We start from the raw sequence: 15272 nt of genomic DNA, 5'->3' as shown, positions 1-15272 counted from the left end.
TCCGGGCAACGGACCTTATTCGGCCACCCCGATCGAGGCGAGATAGGCAGCGGAAGCGAGGATCTTCGATTTCTCCATGATTTCGATGATCAGGCGCGGATTGCTTTCGAGCTTGGCAAGGGCCGCAAAGACGGCGCGCCAGTGGATCGAGCCTTCGCCGAGGCTCCAGTGTGTGACGGTCGGCATAGCCGTCGGCATCCTGCAGATGCACGTGCTGCAGGCGGCTGCCGGCGGCCTTGACGGAATAATCGACAGGCGGCGCGCCGGTGTAGCCATGGGCATAATGGGCGTGGCCGGTATCGATCGAGACGGCGACGGCGGGCGAATGGAAACTGTCGGCGAGCGCCACGCGGATATGCGGATCCTTGTCCTCGATGTTTTCGAGTCGGCGGTATTACAGGCCGGGAGCATTCGAAGACCGGGGCCAATCCGGCACATTTGCCGCAGCCCAGCAGGTCTTGCGAAAACGACCCGCCGCACCGATATCGGGGGCTATCGGCTTCCTGACCTCTATATCGCGGTGGTTGCCAAAGGCGGCGCAAAGGTCTATCGGCTGCGCCCGCAAGAAAAGCCAACAAGAAAAAGCCTGCAAGAAGAAAGAGACATGATGTCCAACTCATTTGTGAACGTGCATTCCGGTGAAGAGACGGGGGATGAGGCGAAGCGCTTCTTCGTCCTCGGCGAGCGGATCGAGCGACGGCTCCGGATCCGCGGAAGATGGCTCAATCTCTTCGACGTCACCGTACCACCCGGCAGCCGGACGCCGAGACATGCGCATGCGAGCCCCGAGGTGTTTCGCATCCTTGAGGGAAGCCTGACGATCTGGCGCCTGACCGACAGCGGCCCCGAAGAGATCGAGGCCGACGCCGGCGACATCGTCACCATTCCGCCGTTCATGGTGCACGGCTATGCCAACCGCGGAACCGTCCCGGCAGTCTTTTCGGCGGTCGTCGATCGCGACATGGCGGAATTCATCGAAGCGGAAGGCGCGACGGAGCCACCGAAGACCAGTCCGTCGGTGGAGACGATCGCCCGGATGACGGCGGCGGCCAATGCTTACGGGATTACCATCCTCGCGGCTTGACGGTGCGAGAGAATGATGCCGAAACCTTTCGAAGGGTTTCGGCATCACCCAGATATGCGAAACACTCCCCTAAAATCCTCAACAGAACGTGGCCCCCGCGCCGTTTCGAAACTGTCGCAACAGTGCGGTAAAAGGATTTTCGCCCGGCGCCTCTTGCGTCGGATCGGTTTCACCGCCAAAATTGCGCCATGCCTGACAGCGACCCATCCAGTATAAGCTCCGCCCGTTCCAACCGGGACCTCCCGGCCGAAGACGCGGGCGGCGACTGTAGACGGCGTGACAATACCGGCCGCGCCCTGGGTCTATCACCGCGCGTGCTGAGAGGGCCGTTTTCCCAAGCGTTGCCGCCGACAGGCCCGGCATGGCCGGCCCTCTCTTGCCGACGGCACATGAATTCCACTTCAAAGGAGCGGTCCTTGATGACGACGGCCGCGCCTCGCCACGTCGCCTGATAAATGCGGCATCGTAACCTCAACGAATAGGGTCCCTGTGTTTCTGGAAATTGGAATTGTGGTGCTTCTCACCATCCTGAATGGTGTGCTCGCCATGTCGGAGTTGGCTGTTGTATCTTCTCGAACGGCCCGCCTGAAGGTTCTCTCCGACAATGGGAGCAAGGGTGCAGCGCAAGCGATCAAACTTGCCGAAAACCCCGGGCGTTTTCTCTCGACCGTGCAGATCGGCATCACGCTGGTCGGTGTTCTCTCCGGCGCCTTTTCGGGGGCCACGCTCGGGAGCCGTCTGACCGGATGGCTGGAAGCCCAGGGGATGTCATCGACGGCCGCTGATGCCCTCGGCGTCGGTTCCGTCGTCGTGGCGATCACCTATCTCTCCTTGATCGTCGGCGAGCTTGTTCCCAAGCAGATCGCACTGCGCGAACCCGAAGCGGTTGCGGCGAAGGTCGCGCCGGCGATGGCGGTGCTTTCAAAAATTGCGCTGCCCCTCGTCTGGCTTCTGAACGCCTCCGGAAATCTTGTGCTCAAGCTTCTCGGCCAAGCGGGCAAAGGTGGCGACAATGTCTCCGACGAAGAGATCAAGACCGTTCTGGCCGAGGCGCAATCCGCCGGCGTGATCGAAAGCGAAGAGTCGGCGATGATCTCAGGCGTGATGCGGCTGGCCGACCGCACCGCCCGGGCGCTGATGACGCCTCGGCGCGACGTCGAAATTATCGATGTCGATGACAGCCTTGATGAAATTCGAGCGCAACTGCACCGGACGAAGCGGTCGCGGCTGCCGGTTCGCAAAGGCAGTTCGGACGAGGTGATCGGCATCCTTCCGGTCAAGGACTTTTACGACTCAATGTCCGAACACGGCAGCGCCGATATCAAGGCTCTGACGCAGGACGTTCCGGTGGTTTCAGACCTTTCAACCGCTATCAATGTGATCGAAGCCATCCGGAAATCGCCCGTCCACATGGTGCTGGTTTTCGACGAATACGGCCATTTCGAAGGGATTGTTTCGTCGGGCGACATTCTGGAAGCGATCATGGGAGCGCTGCAGGAGGGACCGGTCGACGAGCAGGCCATCGCTCGCCGCGACGACGGTTCCTACCTGGTGTCCGGCTGGACGCCGATTGACGAATTCGCCGAATTCCTGAATCTCAAGCTCGATGCCGATCTGGAATATCAGACCGTGGCAGGCCTGGTGCTGGAAGAGTTGAAACATCTGCCGGAATTGGGCGAAAGCTTCACCAGAGATGGGTGGCGCTTCGAAGTCATCGATCTCGACGGGAGACGCGTCGACAAGATACTCGTGTCTGCGGAGTGACGGTCAGCGGGTGCCTTCGTTTCTCGGCCGCAACATCGACAAGATCCGCATCCACCACAGGAATGTGGAATCAGGAGTGAGCGCCATGGCATGGTCCGCCAGCCAATATGTGAAATTCGAGGATGAACGCACACGGCCGGCACGAGACCTTCTGGCGCAAGTGCCGCTGCAAAGTCTCCGCCGCGCCGTCGATCTCGGCTGCGGACCGGGCAACTCGACCGAGCTCATCATCGACCGTTATGGGGCGGACGGCGTCTCGGGTCTCGACAGCGACATGAACATGCTCGAGGCGGCGCGCAAACGGCTTCCGGGCACCGCCTTTGTCGAGGCCGATCTTAGCAGCTGGCAGCCAGCCGAACCCGCCGATCTGCTCTTTGCCAATGCCGTCTTCCAATGGCTGCCCGACCATCTGGACATATTCGATCGGCTGATGGACGGGATTTCCGAAGGCGGCGTGCTCGCGGTGCAGATGCCCGACAATCTCGGCGAACCCTCGCATCTGGCGATGGAGGAGACCGCCCATGCGGGGCCCTGGAAGACAGCCTTCGAGGCGAAGAGCGTGCGCCGCAAGGGACTGCCTGCGCCATCCGCCTATTATTCCCGGCTCATCGCCAAGGCATCGCGCGTCGATATCTGGCACACGATCTACAATCACCCGATGGCGGATGCCGCCGCGATCGTCGAATGGGTGAAGGGAACCGGGCTGATGCCCTATCTCACCCATGCCGGCGAGAGATATCGCGAGGCGTTTCTGGCGGATTATCTGCAGCGGGTGGAAAATGCCTATCCGAAGCTGTCGGATGGGCGGGTGCTGCTTAGATTTCCGCGGATTTTCATTGTGGCGGTGAAGGGGTAGCCGGCTGCGGCTGTCCTGCCCCTCACCCTAGCCCTCTCCCCGTTTTGACGGGGAGAGGGGACGTGCCTTGCCAGAGGTTTGCGAGGGACGGGAGAGGTCGCGGCATATCCCCTTCGCCCCGCAGGCGGGGGTCCGAAGGACGGGTCGAGACCCGTGGCTCGACCCCGGTCGGTGCCGGCAGGCGGATGAGGGGCAAGCCCCGCATGCTGTCAAATGCCTGTTACCCCCACTCGCATATGTTGCGACAAATCCGGCGCAGATTATAGTCGGCCGGAAAATCTCAGGAGATGACACATATGGACGCTGCCCCTACCCCGCCGGTCACACTCGTCATCTTCGGCGCCACCGGCGATCTGACGCGCCGGCTGCTGGTGCCGGCGATTATCAACCTAACACGCGAGCGCCTCGTCGGCGAGGATCTCCATATTCTCGGCATCGGCATCGAGCCGGGTGACGACGAGTTCCTGCGCGGGCGGCTCGACGAATTCCTCAGCCATCTGAGCGGCGAAGAGCAGCTGGTGAAGGACGAAGCCTGGGAAAGCCTGCGCCGGCGGATTTCCTATACCTCGGGAGATTTTACCAAGGACAATATTTTCCTCGAGATCGGCAAGCGGCTGGGGCCGAATGCCAATGCCGCCTTCTATCTCGCGGTGCCGCCATCCTTCTTCGGCTCGATCGTCGAAAAGCTGGCCGCCCATGACCTGACCGATGAAAAGGACGGCACCTTCCGCCGCGTCGCCATCGAGAAGCCTTTCGGCACCGATCTCGCCTCAGCGCGGGCGCTCAATGCGCAGATTCTTGCCCAAATCGACGAAAGCCAAGTCTACCGGCTCGACCATTTCCTCGGCAAGGAGACGGTGCAGAACCTGATGACGGCACGTTTCGCCAACATGATCATCGAGTCCTTGTGGAACAGCCGCTATATCGATCACGTACAGATCACTGCCGCCGAGATCGTCGATGTCGGCAGCCGCGGCAAGTTCTACGATGCGACAGGCGCACTGCGCGACATGGTGCCGAACCATCTCTTCCAGCTGCTGGCGATGATCGCCATGGAACCGCCGAACAGCTTCGATGCCGAGGCGATCCGCAACGAGAAGAGCAAGGTGCTGAAGGCCCTGCGCATCTATACGCCCGAGGAGGCGAAGACGCATGGGGTGCGCGGCGCCTATGCGGCCGGCCCGCTGAACGGTGCAGAACTTCCCGCCTATCGCGACAGCAAGGACGTCTCGCCCGACAGCCGGACCGAAACTTATGTGGCGCTGAAACTTTATGCCGACACCTGGCGCTGGGCCGGCGTGCCCTTCTATCTGAGAACCGGCAAGGCCATGACGGCGCGCGACACCGAGATCGTCATCACCTTTCAGCCGGTGCCCTTCGCGCAGTTCCGCGAGACCGAGGTCAACCGCCGCCTGCCGCCGAACCGGCTGGTGATCCAGGTGCAGCCGGACGAGGGCATGAGCATGGAGATCTCGATCAAGTCGCCCGGGCTTTCGGTCGATACCACGCCGGTTTCGCTCGACTTCCGCTATGCCGACAAATTCGATATCGGCAAAACAACAGGCTATGAATCGCTGCTTTACGATCTCTTCATCGGCGACCAGACGCTGTTCCAGCGTGCCGACGGCATCGAGGCCGGCTGGGCGGCAGTGCAGCCCTTCCTCGATATCTGGGGCAAGGATCAGAGCGTGCCCGACGCTTACGCGCCCGGCAGCATGGGGCCGGCCTCAGCCGACGCACTCATCGAGCGCGACGGGCGGAGGTGGCATGAACTCGGCGTCATCCTCCACCACGACAAGAAGGACTAAAGCGCGTCGCGATCTTTCAGATTCGCTCTTCGCGCTTTAGATCTTTGTTCTTACGCATGTCGTTCTCGCAAAACCGCGGCACACTTTTGCGCGACATGCTCTAGAAACAGCGCCTTTGCCTGACGCTATTGGTTTGCGTTGTCACGGCATGCGGGGTTTGTGGAGGCGCCGCTATTGCCGCCTTCGGTGGCAAGCGCTCCACGGGCCTTGCGCGGTGGGCATTTTGCCCAATCGACAGGGCCGATCGGGGCGCCATTGTCGACGCTGCCGGTTTCGATCGAATCGAGCGGGATGACCAGCCCGCTTTGCGTCTCGGCGCCCGGCGCGGTGCCGAGCGGCGGCGTGCCGTCGAACCGGCCGCTGGCATCCATGCCCATGTTGGACTGGGCAAGGACCGGGGTGGAGAGGCTGAGGAGAGCAATCGAGGCTGCTGCAATAAACCTGCGCATGATGCTGTTCCTTCTGATTTCAGCGATGCTGATAGAAACAGCAATTCTACGCCCTTGTTCCCCATGGGGGAATAAGGGCGATCAAAGTTTAGCGAGCGCAAGAGCCCCGCAGCGACGCTGCGAGGCTCTTGCGGTGCTGCCGTCGTTTTTCAGACGAACTGGCTGAGCCCCGGCACCGAAGCGACGACTTCGTCGACGACCTCTTCGCCGGCATACTGCTTGGCGATCGCGATGGTCTCCTTGGCGAGCGAGGTGATCTCGCCCATGCCGAGGCCCTCGCCCATCAGCTGCTGGCCGAGGCCCATGATGCCGCCGCCGCCGAGCGAGTTCATCAGCCCGCCGAGCAAGCCGCCGCCGCCGGCACCTGCGCCGTTGAACTGGGCAACGAGATCGGCGCCGCCGGGGATCGCCTCGATCATCCGGGCCACAGGACCGTCGGCCGCCTCGCGCTGCAGGAAGCCGAGCATCATGCCGAGCGCCTTTTCAGCCACATCAGGCGCAATGCCCACACGATCGGCGATCTGGGTCACAATTTCATTCATCGTCAGCCTCCTATTTTTTTACGTTAACGTCAGCGTTAATCGAGATTCGAGCGCAACTCAATGTCCGGTTTTGCTTTCGATGCAAACAGTTGTCGGCATCCGCCTGCCTGCTTATAACAGAGAAACGATGGTTCGATGAAGGCGGCGATAGCCCGTCTTCGGACTGAAGAACGGCAGAGCCGTAGGGAGAATTGCGGATGATCGAGGATGGCAAGATTTTCATCGGCGCGAGCCGCAACCCCGACGACAGCATCAACAAGCCGGAATATCTCGACCTGAAATTCGGCAACCGCCACGGCCTGGTCACCGGCGCCACCGGCACCGGCAAGACAGTGACGCTGCAGGTGCTGGCCGAAGGCTTCTCGCGGGCCGGCGTCCCGGTTTTTGCCGCCGATATCAAGGGCGACCTTTCCGGTATCGCCGCCAGGGGCGAAGCCAAGGATTTCCTCACCAAACGGGCCGAGCAGATCGGCTTTACCGATTATGAATTCGACCAGTTCCCGGTGATTTTCTGGGATCTGTTCGGTGAGAAGGGTCACCGGGTGCGCACCACCGTCGCCGAGATGGGGCCACTGCTGCTCGCCCGGCTGATGGATGCCTCCGAACCGCAGGAAGGCGTCATCAACATTGCCTTCAAGCTCGCTGACCAGGCCGGGCTGCCGTTGCTCGACCTCAAGGATTTCACCTCGCTGCTCAATTATATGGGTGATAACGCCACCGAGCTTTCCAACCAGTACGGGCTGATCTCGAAGGCCTCGGTGGGTTCGATCCAGCGGGCGCTGCTGGTTCTCGAGCAGCAGGGTGCGGAACACTTTTTCGGCGAGCCGGCGCTGAAAATTTCCGACATCATGCGCACCAGCAGTAATGGTTACGGCCAGATCTCGGTGCTTGCCGCCGACAAGCTGATGATGAACCCGCGGCTTTACGCCACCTTCCTGCTGTGGCTGCTGTCGGAACTGTTCGAGGAACTGCCGGAGGTGGGCGATCCCGACAAGCCGAAGCTGGTCTTCTTCTTCGATGAGGCGCATCTGCTCTTCAACGACGCGCCGAAGGTGCTCACCGAACGCGTCGAGCAGGTGGTGCGGCTGATCCGCTCCAAGGGCGTCGGCGTCTATTTCGTCACGCAAAACCCGCTCGACGTGCCGGAGACCGTTCTCGCCCAGCTCGGCAACCGCGCCCAGCATGCGCTGCGCGCCTATTCGCCGCGCGAGCAGAAGGCAGTGAGGACTGCGGCCGATACCTTCCGCCCGAACCCAGCCTTCGACTGCGCCACCGTCATCACCAATCTCGGCACCGGCGAGGCGCTGGTTTCGACGCTGGAGGCCAAAGGCGCGCCGTCGATCGTCGAGCGCACGCTGATCCGCCCGCCCTCCGGCCGCGTCGGCCCGCTGACGGATAGCGAGCGCCAGCAGATCATGGACAGGAGCCCGGTTCTCGGCGTCTATGACGAGGATGTCGACCGCGAATCCGCCTTCGAGTTGTTGGCGGCGCGCGCCAAGAAGGCGGCCGATGCCGAGGCCGCCAAGCGGGCGCAGGAAGAAGCGGCACAACATCAGCCCGAAAGCACGACCTCCGGCTGGAACCTGCCGGGCTTCGGCGGCAGCAACCACGACAATCAGCAGGGCCGCGGCCAATCGCGCGGCAGGTCTTCCGGCTACCAGCGCGAAACGGTGGTGGAAGCGGCGATGAAGAGCGTGGCGCGCACAGTGGCGACCCAGGTCGGCCGGGCGCTGGTGCGCGGGATATTGGGGAGCTTGAAGCGGTAGCTATTTCGCCGGCGGCGCGTCGGAAGCCCCTCATCCGCCTGCCGGCACCGTCTCGCCGTAAACGGGGCGAAGGGGATATGCCGCAGCCTCTCGTCCCTCGGCAACCTCTCGCATGGCACGTCCCCTCGCCCCGTTTACGGGGAGAGGGTTAGGGTGAGGGGCAGCGATCCATCTGCGTAATCGTTCCCCGCCTTGAACTGCACGCATTCATTCCCTAAATTCCCTGCCATCGATTCAACAGGATGTGTGCCGCAATGGATTTCAACCCGATCGCAATGCCAGTTCGCCTTGCCAATGGGGAAATCCGTATCCATGCCTGCATCCATCACTCTCTCGAAAATTTCATGGGCCACGCCTGACGGGCGGCCGCTTTTTTCCGATCTCGATCTGAGCTTCGGGACGGACCGCAGCGGTCTCGTCGGCCGCAACGGCGTCGGCAAGACGACGCTGTTGAAGCTCGTCTGCGGTGACATCAAGCCGCAATCGGGGGCGATCTCCGTCAACGGCAGCCTCGGCATTCTCCGTCAGAGCGTTCAGGTCGCACCGGATGAGACCGTCGCCGATCTCTTCGGCGTGGCCGATGCGCTTGCTGTCCTTCGTCGGGCCGAAGACGGCGAGGCGACGGCCGACGAGCTTTCATCGGCCGACTGGACGCTGGAGGCGCGCATGGCCGCAGCGCTTCATCGCACCGGGCTCGACGCAGAGCCGCAGACGCCGCTTGCCGCGCTATCCGGCGGGCAGCGCACCCGAGCCGGGCTGGCCGCGCTTGTTTTCACCGAGCCGGATTTTCTGCTGCTCGACGAACCGACAAACAACCTCGACCGCGACGGCCGCGAGGCGGTGATCGCGCTGATATCGGGCTGGCGGGCCGGCGCGATCATCGTCAGCCATGACCGGGAACTGCTCGAAAGCATGGATGCGATCGTCGAACTGACGTCGCTCGGCGCCACCCGTTATGGCGGCAGCTGGAGCCATTATCGCCAGCGCAAGGCGCTGGAGCTTGCGGCGGCAGAGCACGATCTCGCCGATGCCGAAAAACGCATGGCCGAGGTCGCGAGCAAGGCGCAGGCGACGGTGGAGCGTCAGGCGCACAGGGATAGCACTGGGCGGAAGATGGCCGCCAAGGGCGGTATCCCGCGCATCATGCTCGGCGGCATGAAGGAGCGGAGCGAAACGACCGGCGGCGACAATGCCCGTCTCGCCGAACGCCGGCGGGCCCAGGCTCTGGACGAGGCAAAGGCAGCGCGCGAGAAAATCGAGATCCTGCAGCCCTTGTCGGTCACTTTGCCGCCGACCGGGCTACCCGCGAGCAAAACCGTGCTGAAATTGGATGGCGTGACAGCGGGTTATCGGCCGGGTGAACCCGTCATCCGCGATCTCTCCTTCGACGTGACGGGACCGGAGCGCATTGCCGTCACCGGCGGCAACGGCTCGGGCAAGACGACGCTGCTTTCGCTTATTACCGGCGAACTCGAGCCATGGGCCGGCATGATCGGCGTCATGACCGGTTTCGCCATGCTCGATCAGAAGGTCAGCCTTCTCGATCCGTCGGCCTCGATCCGCGATAATTTTCGCCGGATCAACCGTCAGGCCGATGAAAACACCTGCCGGGCTGCCCTTGCCCGCTTCATGTTCAGGGCCGACGCGGCGCTGCAGGCTGTCTCGACGCTCAGCGGCGGACAATTGCTGCGTGCCGGCCTTGCCTGCGTTCTCGGCTCGGCACCGCCGCCGCTGCTGATCCTCGACGAGCCGACCAATCATCTCGACATCGACTCGATCGCAGCGGTCGAAGCCGGGCTGCGTGCTTATGACGGGGCGCTGCTGGTCGTCAGCCACGACGAGACGTTTCTCGAGAGCATCGGGATAGGGCGGCGGCTAGAATTGTCGGGTGGTGATCCGGCGGGATAATTTCGGGATGGGTCGCAGCGACGCGCTCGACACTGCCTCTTGCGTCCATCAGCCATCAGCCGCACCCACCGCGTCCTTTCGAGGCCGCTGCGGGCACCTCAGGAGAGGCTCTGTTGAGCTTACTGGGGCTCCCTTGCCTCTTACCACCGGCAATGGTAATTGAATCCCGCAACCCTTTCGAGAAAGGAGGATCACGCCATGCAGCATTATTTCCGGTTTAATCGCCAGCGTGGTCCCGTCAACGCCCTGCAAACGCGTTTGCAGGGCTGACCAGAGACCGTTTTCGACATCTCTTCCTGGTCTGCCCTTCGTGGCCAATGCGGCGCCGTTTCCCAAGGTTCGCGCCCATTCCTGCAACTTCCCGGGCTCGATAGGCGCAATCCCGTGATGGCTGAACGCTTGGGATCGCGTCCCCCGGTCAAGACCAGAGAACGATCATGACCCTCATCAATATCCGTAATCTCGGCGTGACGCTGGGCAATCCGCTGTTTTCGAATCTGAACCTCGTCGTCAATTCAGGCGACCGCATCGGCCTTGTTGCCGCCAACGGCCGGGGGAAATCGACGCTCTTTGCCTGTATCGCCGGCGCGTTGGAGCCGAGCGCGGGCGAGATCACCAAGGCGCGCGGGCTGACCATCGGCCATGTCGCCCAGAATGTGCCGGTCGCCCTGTTCGACACGCCGTTCTACGATGCGGTGCTGCAGGCGCTACCGGCCGATCAGGCCGAGAGCGAGAGCTGGCGCGTCGACGTGGCGCTGGAATCGCTTGAAGTGCCGGAGGTCATGCGCAGGCGGCCGCTCAAGCATTTGAGCGGCGGATGGCAGCGGCTCGCCATGCTTGCCCGCACCTGGGTCACCGAGCCTGATGTGCTGCTGCTCGACGAGCCGACCAACCATCTCGACCTCGAAAAGATCGCGCAGCTGGAGGGCTGGCTGAATGGCCTGCCGCGCGACGTGCCGGTCATCCTCTCCAGCCATGACCGCGCCTTCCTCGATGCGACGACCAACCGCACGCTGTTCCTGGGGCCGGAGCAATCGCCGATCTTTGCCCTGCCCTACACACGGGCGCGCGCCGCCCTCGACGAGGCCGACGCCTCCGAAGCCAGGCGCTACGAGCGCGACATGAAGACGGCGGAGCGACTGCGCAAACAGGCGGCAAAGCTCAACAATATCGGCATCAATTCCGGCAGCGATCTGCTCGTCGTCAAAACCAAGCAGCTGAAGCAGCGGGCGGATAAACTGGAGGATGCGGCAAAGCCGGCGCATCTCGAACGCTCGGCCGGCGCCATCCGGCTCACCAATCGCGGCACGCATGCCAAGGTGCTGGTGACCTTGGAAGACGCGGCGGTGACGACGCCGGACGGAACGTTGCTGTTCAAGACCGGCCGACAGTTCCTCTGCCAGGGCGACCGCATCGTCTTGCTCGGCCTCAATGGCGCCGGCAAGTCACGACTGGTGTCGATGCTGAAACAGGCGATCGAAAGACCAGAGGCGGAACAGGGCGGCATCAAGGCGACGCCGTCGGTCGTTCTCGGCTATGGCGACCAGGCGCTTGCCGATCTTGCCGACCAGGACACGCCGATCGGCACGATCATCCGCCGCTTCGACGTCGGCGATCAGCGGGCACGCGCTTTGCTGGCGGGTGCCGGCATGACCATCGACATGCAGGCAAAACCGATCCGCCAGCTTTCCGGCGGCCAGAAGGCGCGGCTCGGCATGCTGGTGCTCAGGCTGACCGAGCCGAACTTTTACCTGCTCGACGAGCCGACCAACCATCTCGACATCGAGGGACAGGAAGCGCTGGAGGGTGAACTGATGGCGCAGGAGGCGAGCTGCCTGCTGGTTTCGCACGACCGCAGTTTCGTGCGGGCGGTGGGAAACCGGTTCTGGCTGATCGAGAAGAAGAGGCTGGTGGAGGTGGAGAGCCCGGAGGGATTCTTCGCTTCGGTTGCGGGGTGATGGGGGTGAGGTTCGGACCAAGGGGGCTGCCCCTCACCCTAACCTTCTCCCCGTATTGACGGGGAGAGGGGACGTGCCAAACGCAACGTCGAGATGGAGGAAGAGGTCGCTGCTATCCCCCTTCGCCCCGCGTGCGGGGAGAAGATGCCGGCAGGCGGATGAGGGGCTGGCCCACTCGACGCGATAAAACCTACCGCTTCGGCGCCACAAGACAGAAGAAGGCGCCCTGGGGGTCCGTGGCCTGGATGATCCAGCTGCCGCCGGGGACTTCCATCGGGCCGTTGACGACCTTGCCGCCGCCTGAGGTGACGCGTTCGATCGCGGCATCGAGGGTCGGCACGATGAAATAATAGCACCAGAACGGCATCGGCATATTTTCCGGCTTGGTCATCATGCCGCCGATCTGCTTGCCATTATGGGCGAAGAGGTAGTAGACGCCCATCGGACCCATGTCCATTTCGCTGTCCTTCGTCCAGCCGAACAGCTTGGAATAGAAGGAGACGGCGTCTTTGCCGTTGCCGGCATAGAGTTCGTGCCAGCCGATATTGCCGGGGGCATCGGGGGCCAGTTCCGGCCAGGTTTTGTCCATCGGCGCCGGCGTCATGATGCAGAGCACGGCACCCTGCGGATCGGCGACGACGGCGAACCGGCCGATGGTCGGGATGTCTTCCGGCGGGCGGCGGACCGAACCGCCATTGGCGACGTAGTCCCTCGCCGACTGGTCGACGTCGTCGACACAGACATAAGCCGTCCAGTTCGGCGGAATGCCGGTTCCCTCGAGTTCGGCCGGAAATTCCATCAGGCCGCCGACGCCGATGCCGTTCGCCTCGAAGATCGTATAGGTCGGCATGCCCTCCACTTTCATCTCAGAGGTGGTCCAGCCGACAACCGAGCTGTAGAATTTCGCGGCAGCCGACGTGTCGGGGGTCATCAACTCGCACCAGATGAACTTTCCATGCGTCTCAGACATCGTACTCTCCCTTATCGGCGCCCTTTTTCCAGGTCGGGGCCGTGATTGTCAGGTCCTGCGGGTGTAGTGCGCTTCCATGAATTGCTTCCAGGTGCCATCCGGCTGCCTGGCGCTGGAGATGAAGGTGCGGTGATCGGCGTCGGAAAAGGCGATCTGCTCGCGGTAATCGGCAAGACCTTCGCCGTTGAAGTCGGGCCCTGTCGTATAGAGGTCCAGCACATTGCCCGAAGCGTGGAGCTCACCCTCGTAGACCCACATAAAGTCCATCATGCTGCCGATCCAGCTGCCGACGTACTTGGCCTTTGCGGCGTTGTAGCCGAGCGTCAGGATGCTGGTAGCCTGCTTGCCATCCGGCATGCGGCCGGTGCCTTCGGCGACGAACCAGATGCCGTGCAGCGAGCGGACGGTCTCCGTCCAGGGCTCGCCGGACATCTCGGGTGCGGTGACGGTCAAGTCGCCGACCAGTCTTTCCAGGAAGGAATGCTCCTTCAGCACTTCTGCAGTCTTCATCATCCTCTTCTCCCGTGAGTGACGGTGGCCTATGTCAATGACAGCAGGATGGCGCCTTCGGAGCCTCCTCATATTCGTCATGGCGGCGCACGAAATTCATCGTGCCGTCCTCGTTGCGGCCTTTCGGCGCGCGATCGAGGATCATCAGGGTGCCGATCAGCTCCTCCGGGCCGCGGGCATAACTCGAATAGGTATGGAAGACCTCGCCCTTGTCGTTGCGGTAGAAAGCGCTGATGCCCGGTAGCTCGTCATTGGCGTCATCAGGCGGCATGGGAGTGAAATTGTAAAAGACCTTGTCTTTGGCAAGATCCTCGGGGCTGAAAGAGACGTGATAATCGAAATTGAAATCGCTGCCGAAGGAAGAGACCCAGGGAAATTGCCAGCCCATACGGCTTTTGTAGGCGGCGATCTTGTCGAGCGGCGCGCGCGAGACGGCGACCCAGGTGACGTCGTGATGGTTCAGATGCGTCAGGGCGCCATCGACGTGATCACACAGGAAGGAGCAGCCGGGGCAGCCGGCATCCCAATCCGGGCCGAGCATGAAATGATAGATCAGCAGCTGGCTGCGGCCGTCGAAGAGATCGGCAAGCGATTTGCTGCCCGCGGGCGTTTCGAAACCATAATCCTTGTCGACCTTGACCCAGGGCAACGCCAGGCGCTGGGCATTGACAATGTCGCGCAGCCGCGTTGCCTCTTTTTCCTTCAGCAGCAGGGCACGGCGGGCTTCCAGCCATTGCTCACGGGAAACAACTTCATTCTGCATGGATGCGCCCTCCTCCGGCGCCTGCCGGTGAAGCCGGCTCATCTCCTTCTCCTTGACTAAATAGATTGATATCAATAGAAATAGAGCATGTCAAATTCGATCGAGATTCCCTTTTCCACGACGCTGCTGGTGCGCGACACCTGCCTGTGCCTGCATGTGCAGCGCGCGGCGCGGGCGCTGGCCCGGCTGTTCGACGATGCGCTGCGGCCGGCCGGGCTGACCAACGGGCAGTTTTCGCTGATGATGTCGCTGAACCGGCCGGAGCCGCCACCGATGGGACCGGTTGCCGCCCTGCTCGCCATGGACCAGACGACGCTGACGGCGGCGCTGAAGCCGCTGCAGCGCAAGGGCTGGGTGATGGTGATGGAGAACCCGAGGGACAGGCGCGGCCGGCTGCTCAGCCTTACCGCCGAAGGCAAGGCTGTGCTGGCGCGGGCGCTGCCGATCTGGATAGAGACACACGCGGCCCTCGACGACGGGCTACCGGATGGCGGTGCGGCGCGGCTGCGGCAGGATCTGCAGGCGTTGTCAGGGAGTGAAACGCCGAAATCTGCTGGGACGTCAAGCCGGCCGCGTCAGAGTGCACGGGCAATGGGCGAATAGGGCGAGTTGAACGTCGCTCTGGGATATTCGAGAAATCTGCCGCCGTTTCCGCCATACACGGCAGTGTGTGCCTGGATGGTTCTGCAAGCCACGGCTTCCGGTTGGCGCCGATGGCGGCCCCTCACCCTAACCCTCTCCCCGTAAAACGGGGAGAGGGGACGTGCCCTGCGAAAGGCCAGCGAGGAACGGAAAGGTTGCGGCATATCCCCTTCTCCCCGCCTGCGGGGAGCAACCATGTTTAATTTTTGCTGTATTGTGGCGTCCATTCGGTCTTGCGAAAGAGGATTGTGT

The 15272-nt window shown here is 62.6% G+C and carries 14 protein-coding genes and 1 pseudogene; 8 read left to right on the top strand and 7 right to left on the bottom strand.

Going from position 1 to position 15272, the window contains the following annotated elements:
* Nucleotides 1-15: 15 nt before the first annotated feature.
* A pseudogene (locus ATY29_RS21870) lies at nucleotides 16-385 on the bottom strand (sugar phosphate isomerase/epimerase family protein); the annotation flags it as partial.
* A 219-nt stretch (nucleotides 386-604) separates the two neighbouring features.
* Here ATY29_RS21870 and ATY29_RS21865 point away from each other — a divergent pair.
* From ATY29_RS21865 to zwf, 4 genes are all read left to right on the top strand, one after another.
* A complete protein-coding gene (locus ATY29_RS21865) occupies nucleotides 605-1084 on the top strand; it encodes a cupin domain-containing protein (RefSeq protein ID WP_037092438.1) in 480 nt (159 codons plus the stop codon).
* 489 nt (nucleotides 1085-1573) lie between these two features.
* Nucleotides 1574-2848 (top strand): hemolysin family protein, encoded by a 1275-nt coding sequence (locus tag ATY29_RS21860; RefSeq protein WP_097537316.1) that lies wholly within the window; start codon nucleotides 1574-1576, stop codon nucleotides 2846-2848.
* Between the two features lie 85 nt (nucleotides 2849-2933).
* On the top strand, nucleotides 2934-3704 hold the full coding sequence (gene tam / locus ATY29_RS21855) for a trans-aconitate 2-methyltransferase (protein ID WP_097537333.1): 771 nt from the start codon (nucleotides 2934-2936) through the stop codon (nucleotides 3702-3704).
* 296 nt (nucleotides 3705-4000) lie between these two features.
* Nucleotides 4001-5512, top strand: coding sequence for a glucose-6-phosphate dehydrogenase (gene zwf / locus ATY29_RS21850; protein WP_097537315.1), 1512 nt, complete (start codon nucleotides 4001-4003; stop codon nucleotides 5510-5512).
* Between the two features lie 125 nt (nucleotides 5513-5637).
* Here zwf and ATY29_RS21845 read toward each other — a convergent pair whose 3' ends face one another.
* Nucleotides 5638-5961 carry a hypothetical protein gene (locus ATY29_RS21845; RefSeq protein ID WP_003569506.1) on the bottom strand — a complete coding sequence of 108 codons (324 nt, stop codon included), beginning with the start codon at nucleotides 5959-5961 and terminating at the stop codon, nucleotides 5638-5640.
* Between the two features lie 149 nt (nucleotides 5962-6110).
* Nucleotides 6111-6503, bottom strand: a complete 393-nt coding sequence (locus ATY29_RS21840; protein WP_003569508.1) for a hypothetical protein — start codon at nucleotides 6501-6503, stop codon at nucleotides 6111-6113.
* Nucleotides 6504-6700: 197 nt separating this feature from the next.
* On the opposite strand from ATY29_RS21840, the gene ATY29_RS21835 reads away from it, so the two are divergent.
* The gene (locus tag ATY29_RS21835; RefSeq protein WP_097537314.1) at nucleotides 6701-8269 is read left to right on the top strand and encodes a helicase HerA-like C-terminal domain-containing protein; all 1569 of its coding nucleotides are present in this window, start codon (nucleotides 6701-6703) and stop codon (nucleotides 8267-8269) included.
* A gap of 134 nt (nucleotides 8270-8403) precedes the next feature.
* On the opposite strand, the gene ATY29_RS36945 is transcribed toward ATY29_RS21835, so the two are convergent.
* A complete protein-coding gene (locus tag ATY29_RS36945) occupies nucleotides 8404-8583 on the bottom strand; it encodes a hypothetical protein (RefSeq protein ID WP_165779447.1) in 180 nt (59 codons plus the stop codon).
* Here ATY29_RS36945 and ATY29_RS21830 point away from each other — a divergent pair.
* Both ATY29_RS21830 and ATY29_RS21820 read left to right on the top strand, forming a co-directional pair.
* A complete protein-coding gene (locus ATY29_RS21830; RefSeq protein WP_097537313.1) occupies nucleotides 8582-10177 on the top strand; it encodes an ABC-F family ATP-binding cassette domain-containing protein in 1596 nt (531 codons plus the stop codon). The two genes, ATY29_RS36945 and ATY29_RS21830, sit on opposite strands and share 2 nt — an antisense overlap.
* Nucleotides 10178-10614: 437 nt before the next feature.
* Nucleotides 10615-12135 carry an ABC-F family ATP-binding cassette domain-containing protein gene (locus ATY29_RS21820; RefSeq protein WP_097537311.1) on the top strand — a complete coding sequence of 507 codons (1521 nt, stop codon included), beginning with the start codon at nucleotides 10615-10617 and terminating at the stop codon, nucleotides 12133-12135.
* 190 nt (nucleotides 12136-12325) lie between these two features.
* Here ATY29_RS21820 and ATY29_RS21810 read toward each other — a convergent pair whose 3' ends face one another.
* The 3 genes from ATY29_RS21810 to ATY29_RS21800 are packed head-to-tail and all read right to left on the bottom strand — an operon-like array spanning nucleotide 12326 to nucleotide 14378.
* Nucleotides 12326-13105, bottom strand: coding sequence for a VOC family protein (locus ATY29_RS21810; protein ID WP_097537310.1), 780 nt, complete (start codon nucleotides 13103-13105; stop codon nucleotides 12326-12328).
* Between the two features lie 48 nt (nucleotides 13106-13153).
* On the bottom strand, nucleotides 13154-13618 hold the full coding sequence (locus ATY29_RS21805; protein WP_097537309.1) for a DUF1579 domain-containing protein: 465 nt from the start codon (nucleotides 13616-13618) through the stop codon (nucleotides 13154-13156).
* Between the two features lie 31 nt (nucleotides 13619-13649).
* On the bottom strand, nucleotides 13650-14378 hold the full coding sequence (locus ATY29_RS21800; protein WP_097537332.1) for a DUF899 domain-containing protein: 729 nt from the start codon (nucleotides 14376-14378) through the stop codon (nucleotides 13650-13652).
* Between the two features lie 87 nt (nucleotides 14379-14465).
* Between ATY29_RS21800 and ATY29_RS21795 the strand changes: the two genes are divergently transcribed.
* Nucleotides 14466-14981, top strand: coding sequence for a MarR family winged helix-turn-helix transcriptional regulator (locus ATY29_RS21795; RefSeq protein WP_025415643.1), 516 nt, complete (start codon nucleotides 14466-14468; stop codon nucleotides 14979-14981).
* Nucleotides 14982-15272 lie beyond the last annotated feature (291 nt).

The sequence above is a fragment of the Rhizobium hidalgonense genome, from assembly GCF_002914525.1.
In the GTDB taxonomy this organism is placed as follows: domain Bacteria; phylum Pseudomonadota; class Alphaproteobacteria; order Rhizobiales; family Rhizobiaceae; genus Rhizobium; species Rhizobium hidalgonense.
The sequence above is the reverse complement of the archived record's forward strand: the minus strand, read 5'-3'. Positions and strand labels throughout refer to the sequence as shown.

Excerpts from the sequence above, each read along its gene's own strand:
- ATY29_RS21840 (WP_003569508.1), bottom strand. The coding sequence starts at position 6,503 with ATGAATGAAATTGTGACCCAGATCGCCGATCGTGTGGGCATTGCGCCT.
- ATY29_RS21830 (WP_097537313.1), top strand. The coding sequence starts at position 8,582 with ATGCCTGCATCCATCACTCTCTCGAAAATTTCATGGGCCACGCCTGAC.
- ATY29_RS21820 (WP_097537311.1), top strand. The coding sequence starts at position 10,615 with ATGACCCTCATCAATATCCGTAATCTCGGCGTGACGCTGGGCAATCCG.
- ATY29_RS36945 (WP_165779447.1), bottom strand. The coding sequence starts at position 8,583 with ATGGATACGGATTTCCCCATTGGCAAGGCGAACTGGCATTGCGATCGG.
- ATY29_RS21835 (WP_097537314.1), top strand. The coding sequence starts at position 6,701 with ATGATCGAGGATGGCAAGATTTTCATCGGCGCGAGCCGCAACCCCGAC.
- ATY29_RS21800 (WP_097537332.1), bottom strand. The coding sequence starts at position 14,378 with ATGCAGAATGAAGTTGTTTCCCGTGAGCAATGGCTGGAAGCCCGCCGT.
- ATY29_RS21795 (WP_025415643.1), top strand. The coding sequence starts at position 14,466 with ATGTCAAATTCGATCGAGATTCCCTTTTCCACGACGCTGCTGGTGCGC.
- ATY29_RS21865 (WP_037092438.1), top strand. The coding sequence starts at position 605 with ATGATGTCCAACTCATTTGTGAACGTGCATTCCGGTGAAGAGACGGGG.
- tam (WP_097537333.1), top strand. The coding sequence starts at position 2,934 with ATGGCATGGTCCGCCAGCCAATATGTGAAATTCGAGGATGAACGCACA.
- ATY29_RS21810 (WP_097537310.1), bottom strand. The coding sequence starts at position 13,105 with ATGTCTGAGACGCATGGAAAGTTCATCTGGTGCGAGTTGATGACCCCC.
- zwf (WP_097537315.1), top strand. The coding sequence starts at position 4,001 with ATGGACGCTGCCCCTACCCCGCCGGTCACACTCGTCATCTTCGGCGCC.
- ATY29_RS21845 (WP_003569506.1), bottom strand. The coding sequence starts at position 5,961 with ATGCGCAGGTTTATTGCAGCAGCCTCGATTGCTCTCCTCAGCCTCTCC.
- ATY29_RS21805 (WP_097537309.1), bottom strand. The coding sequence starts at position 13,618 with ATGATGAAGACTGCAGAAGTGCTGAAGGAGCATTCCTTCCTGGAAAGA.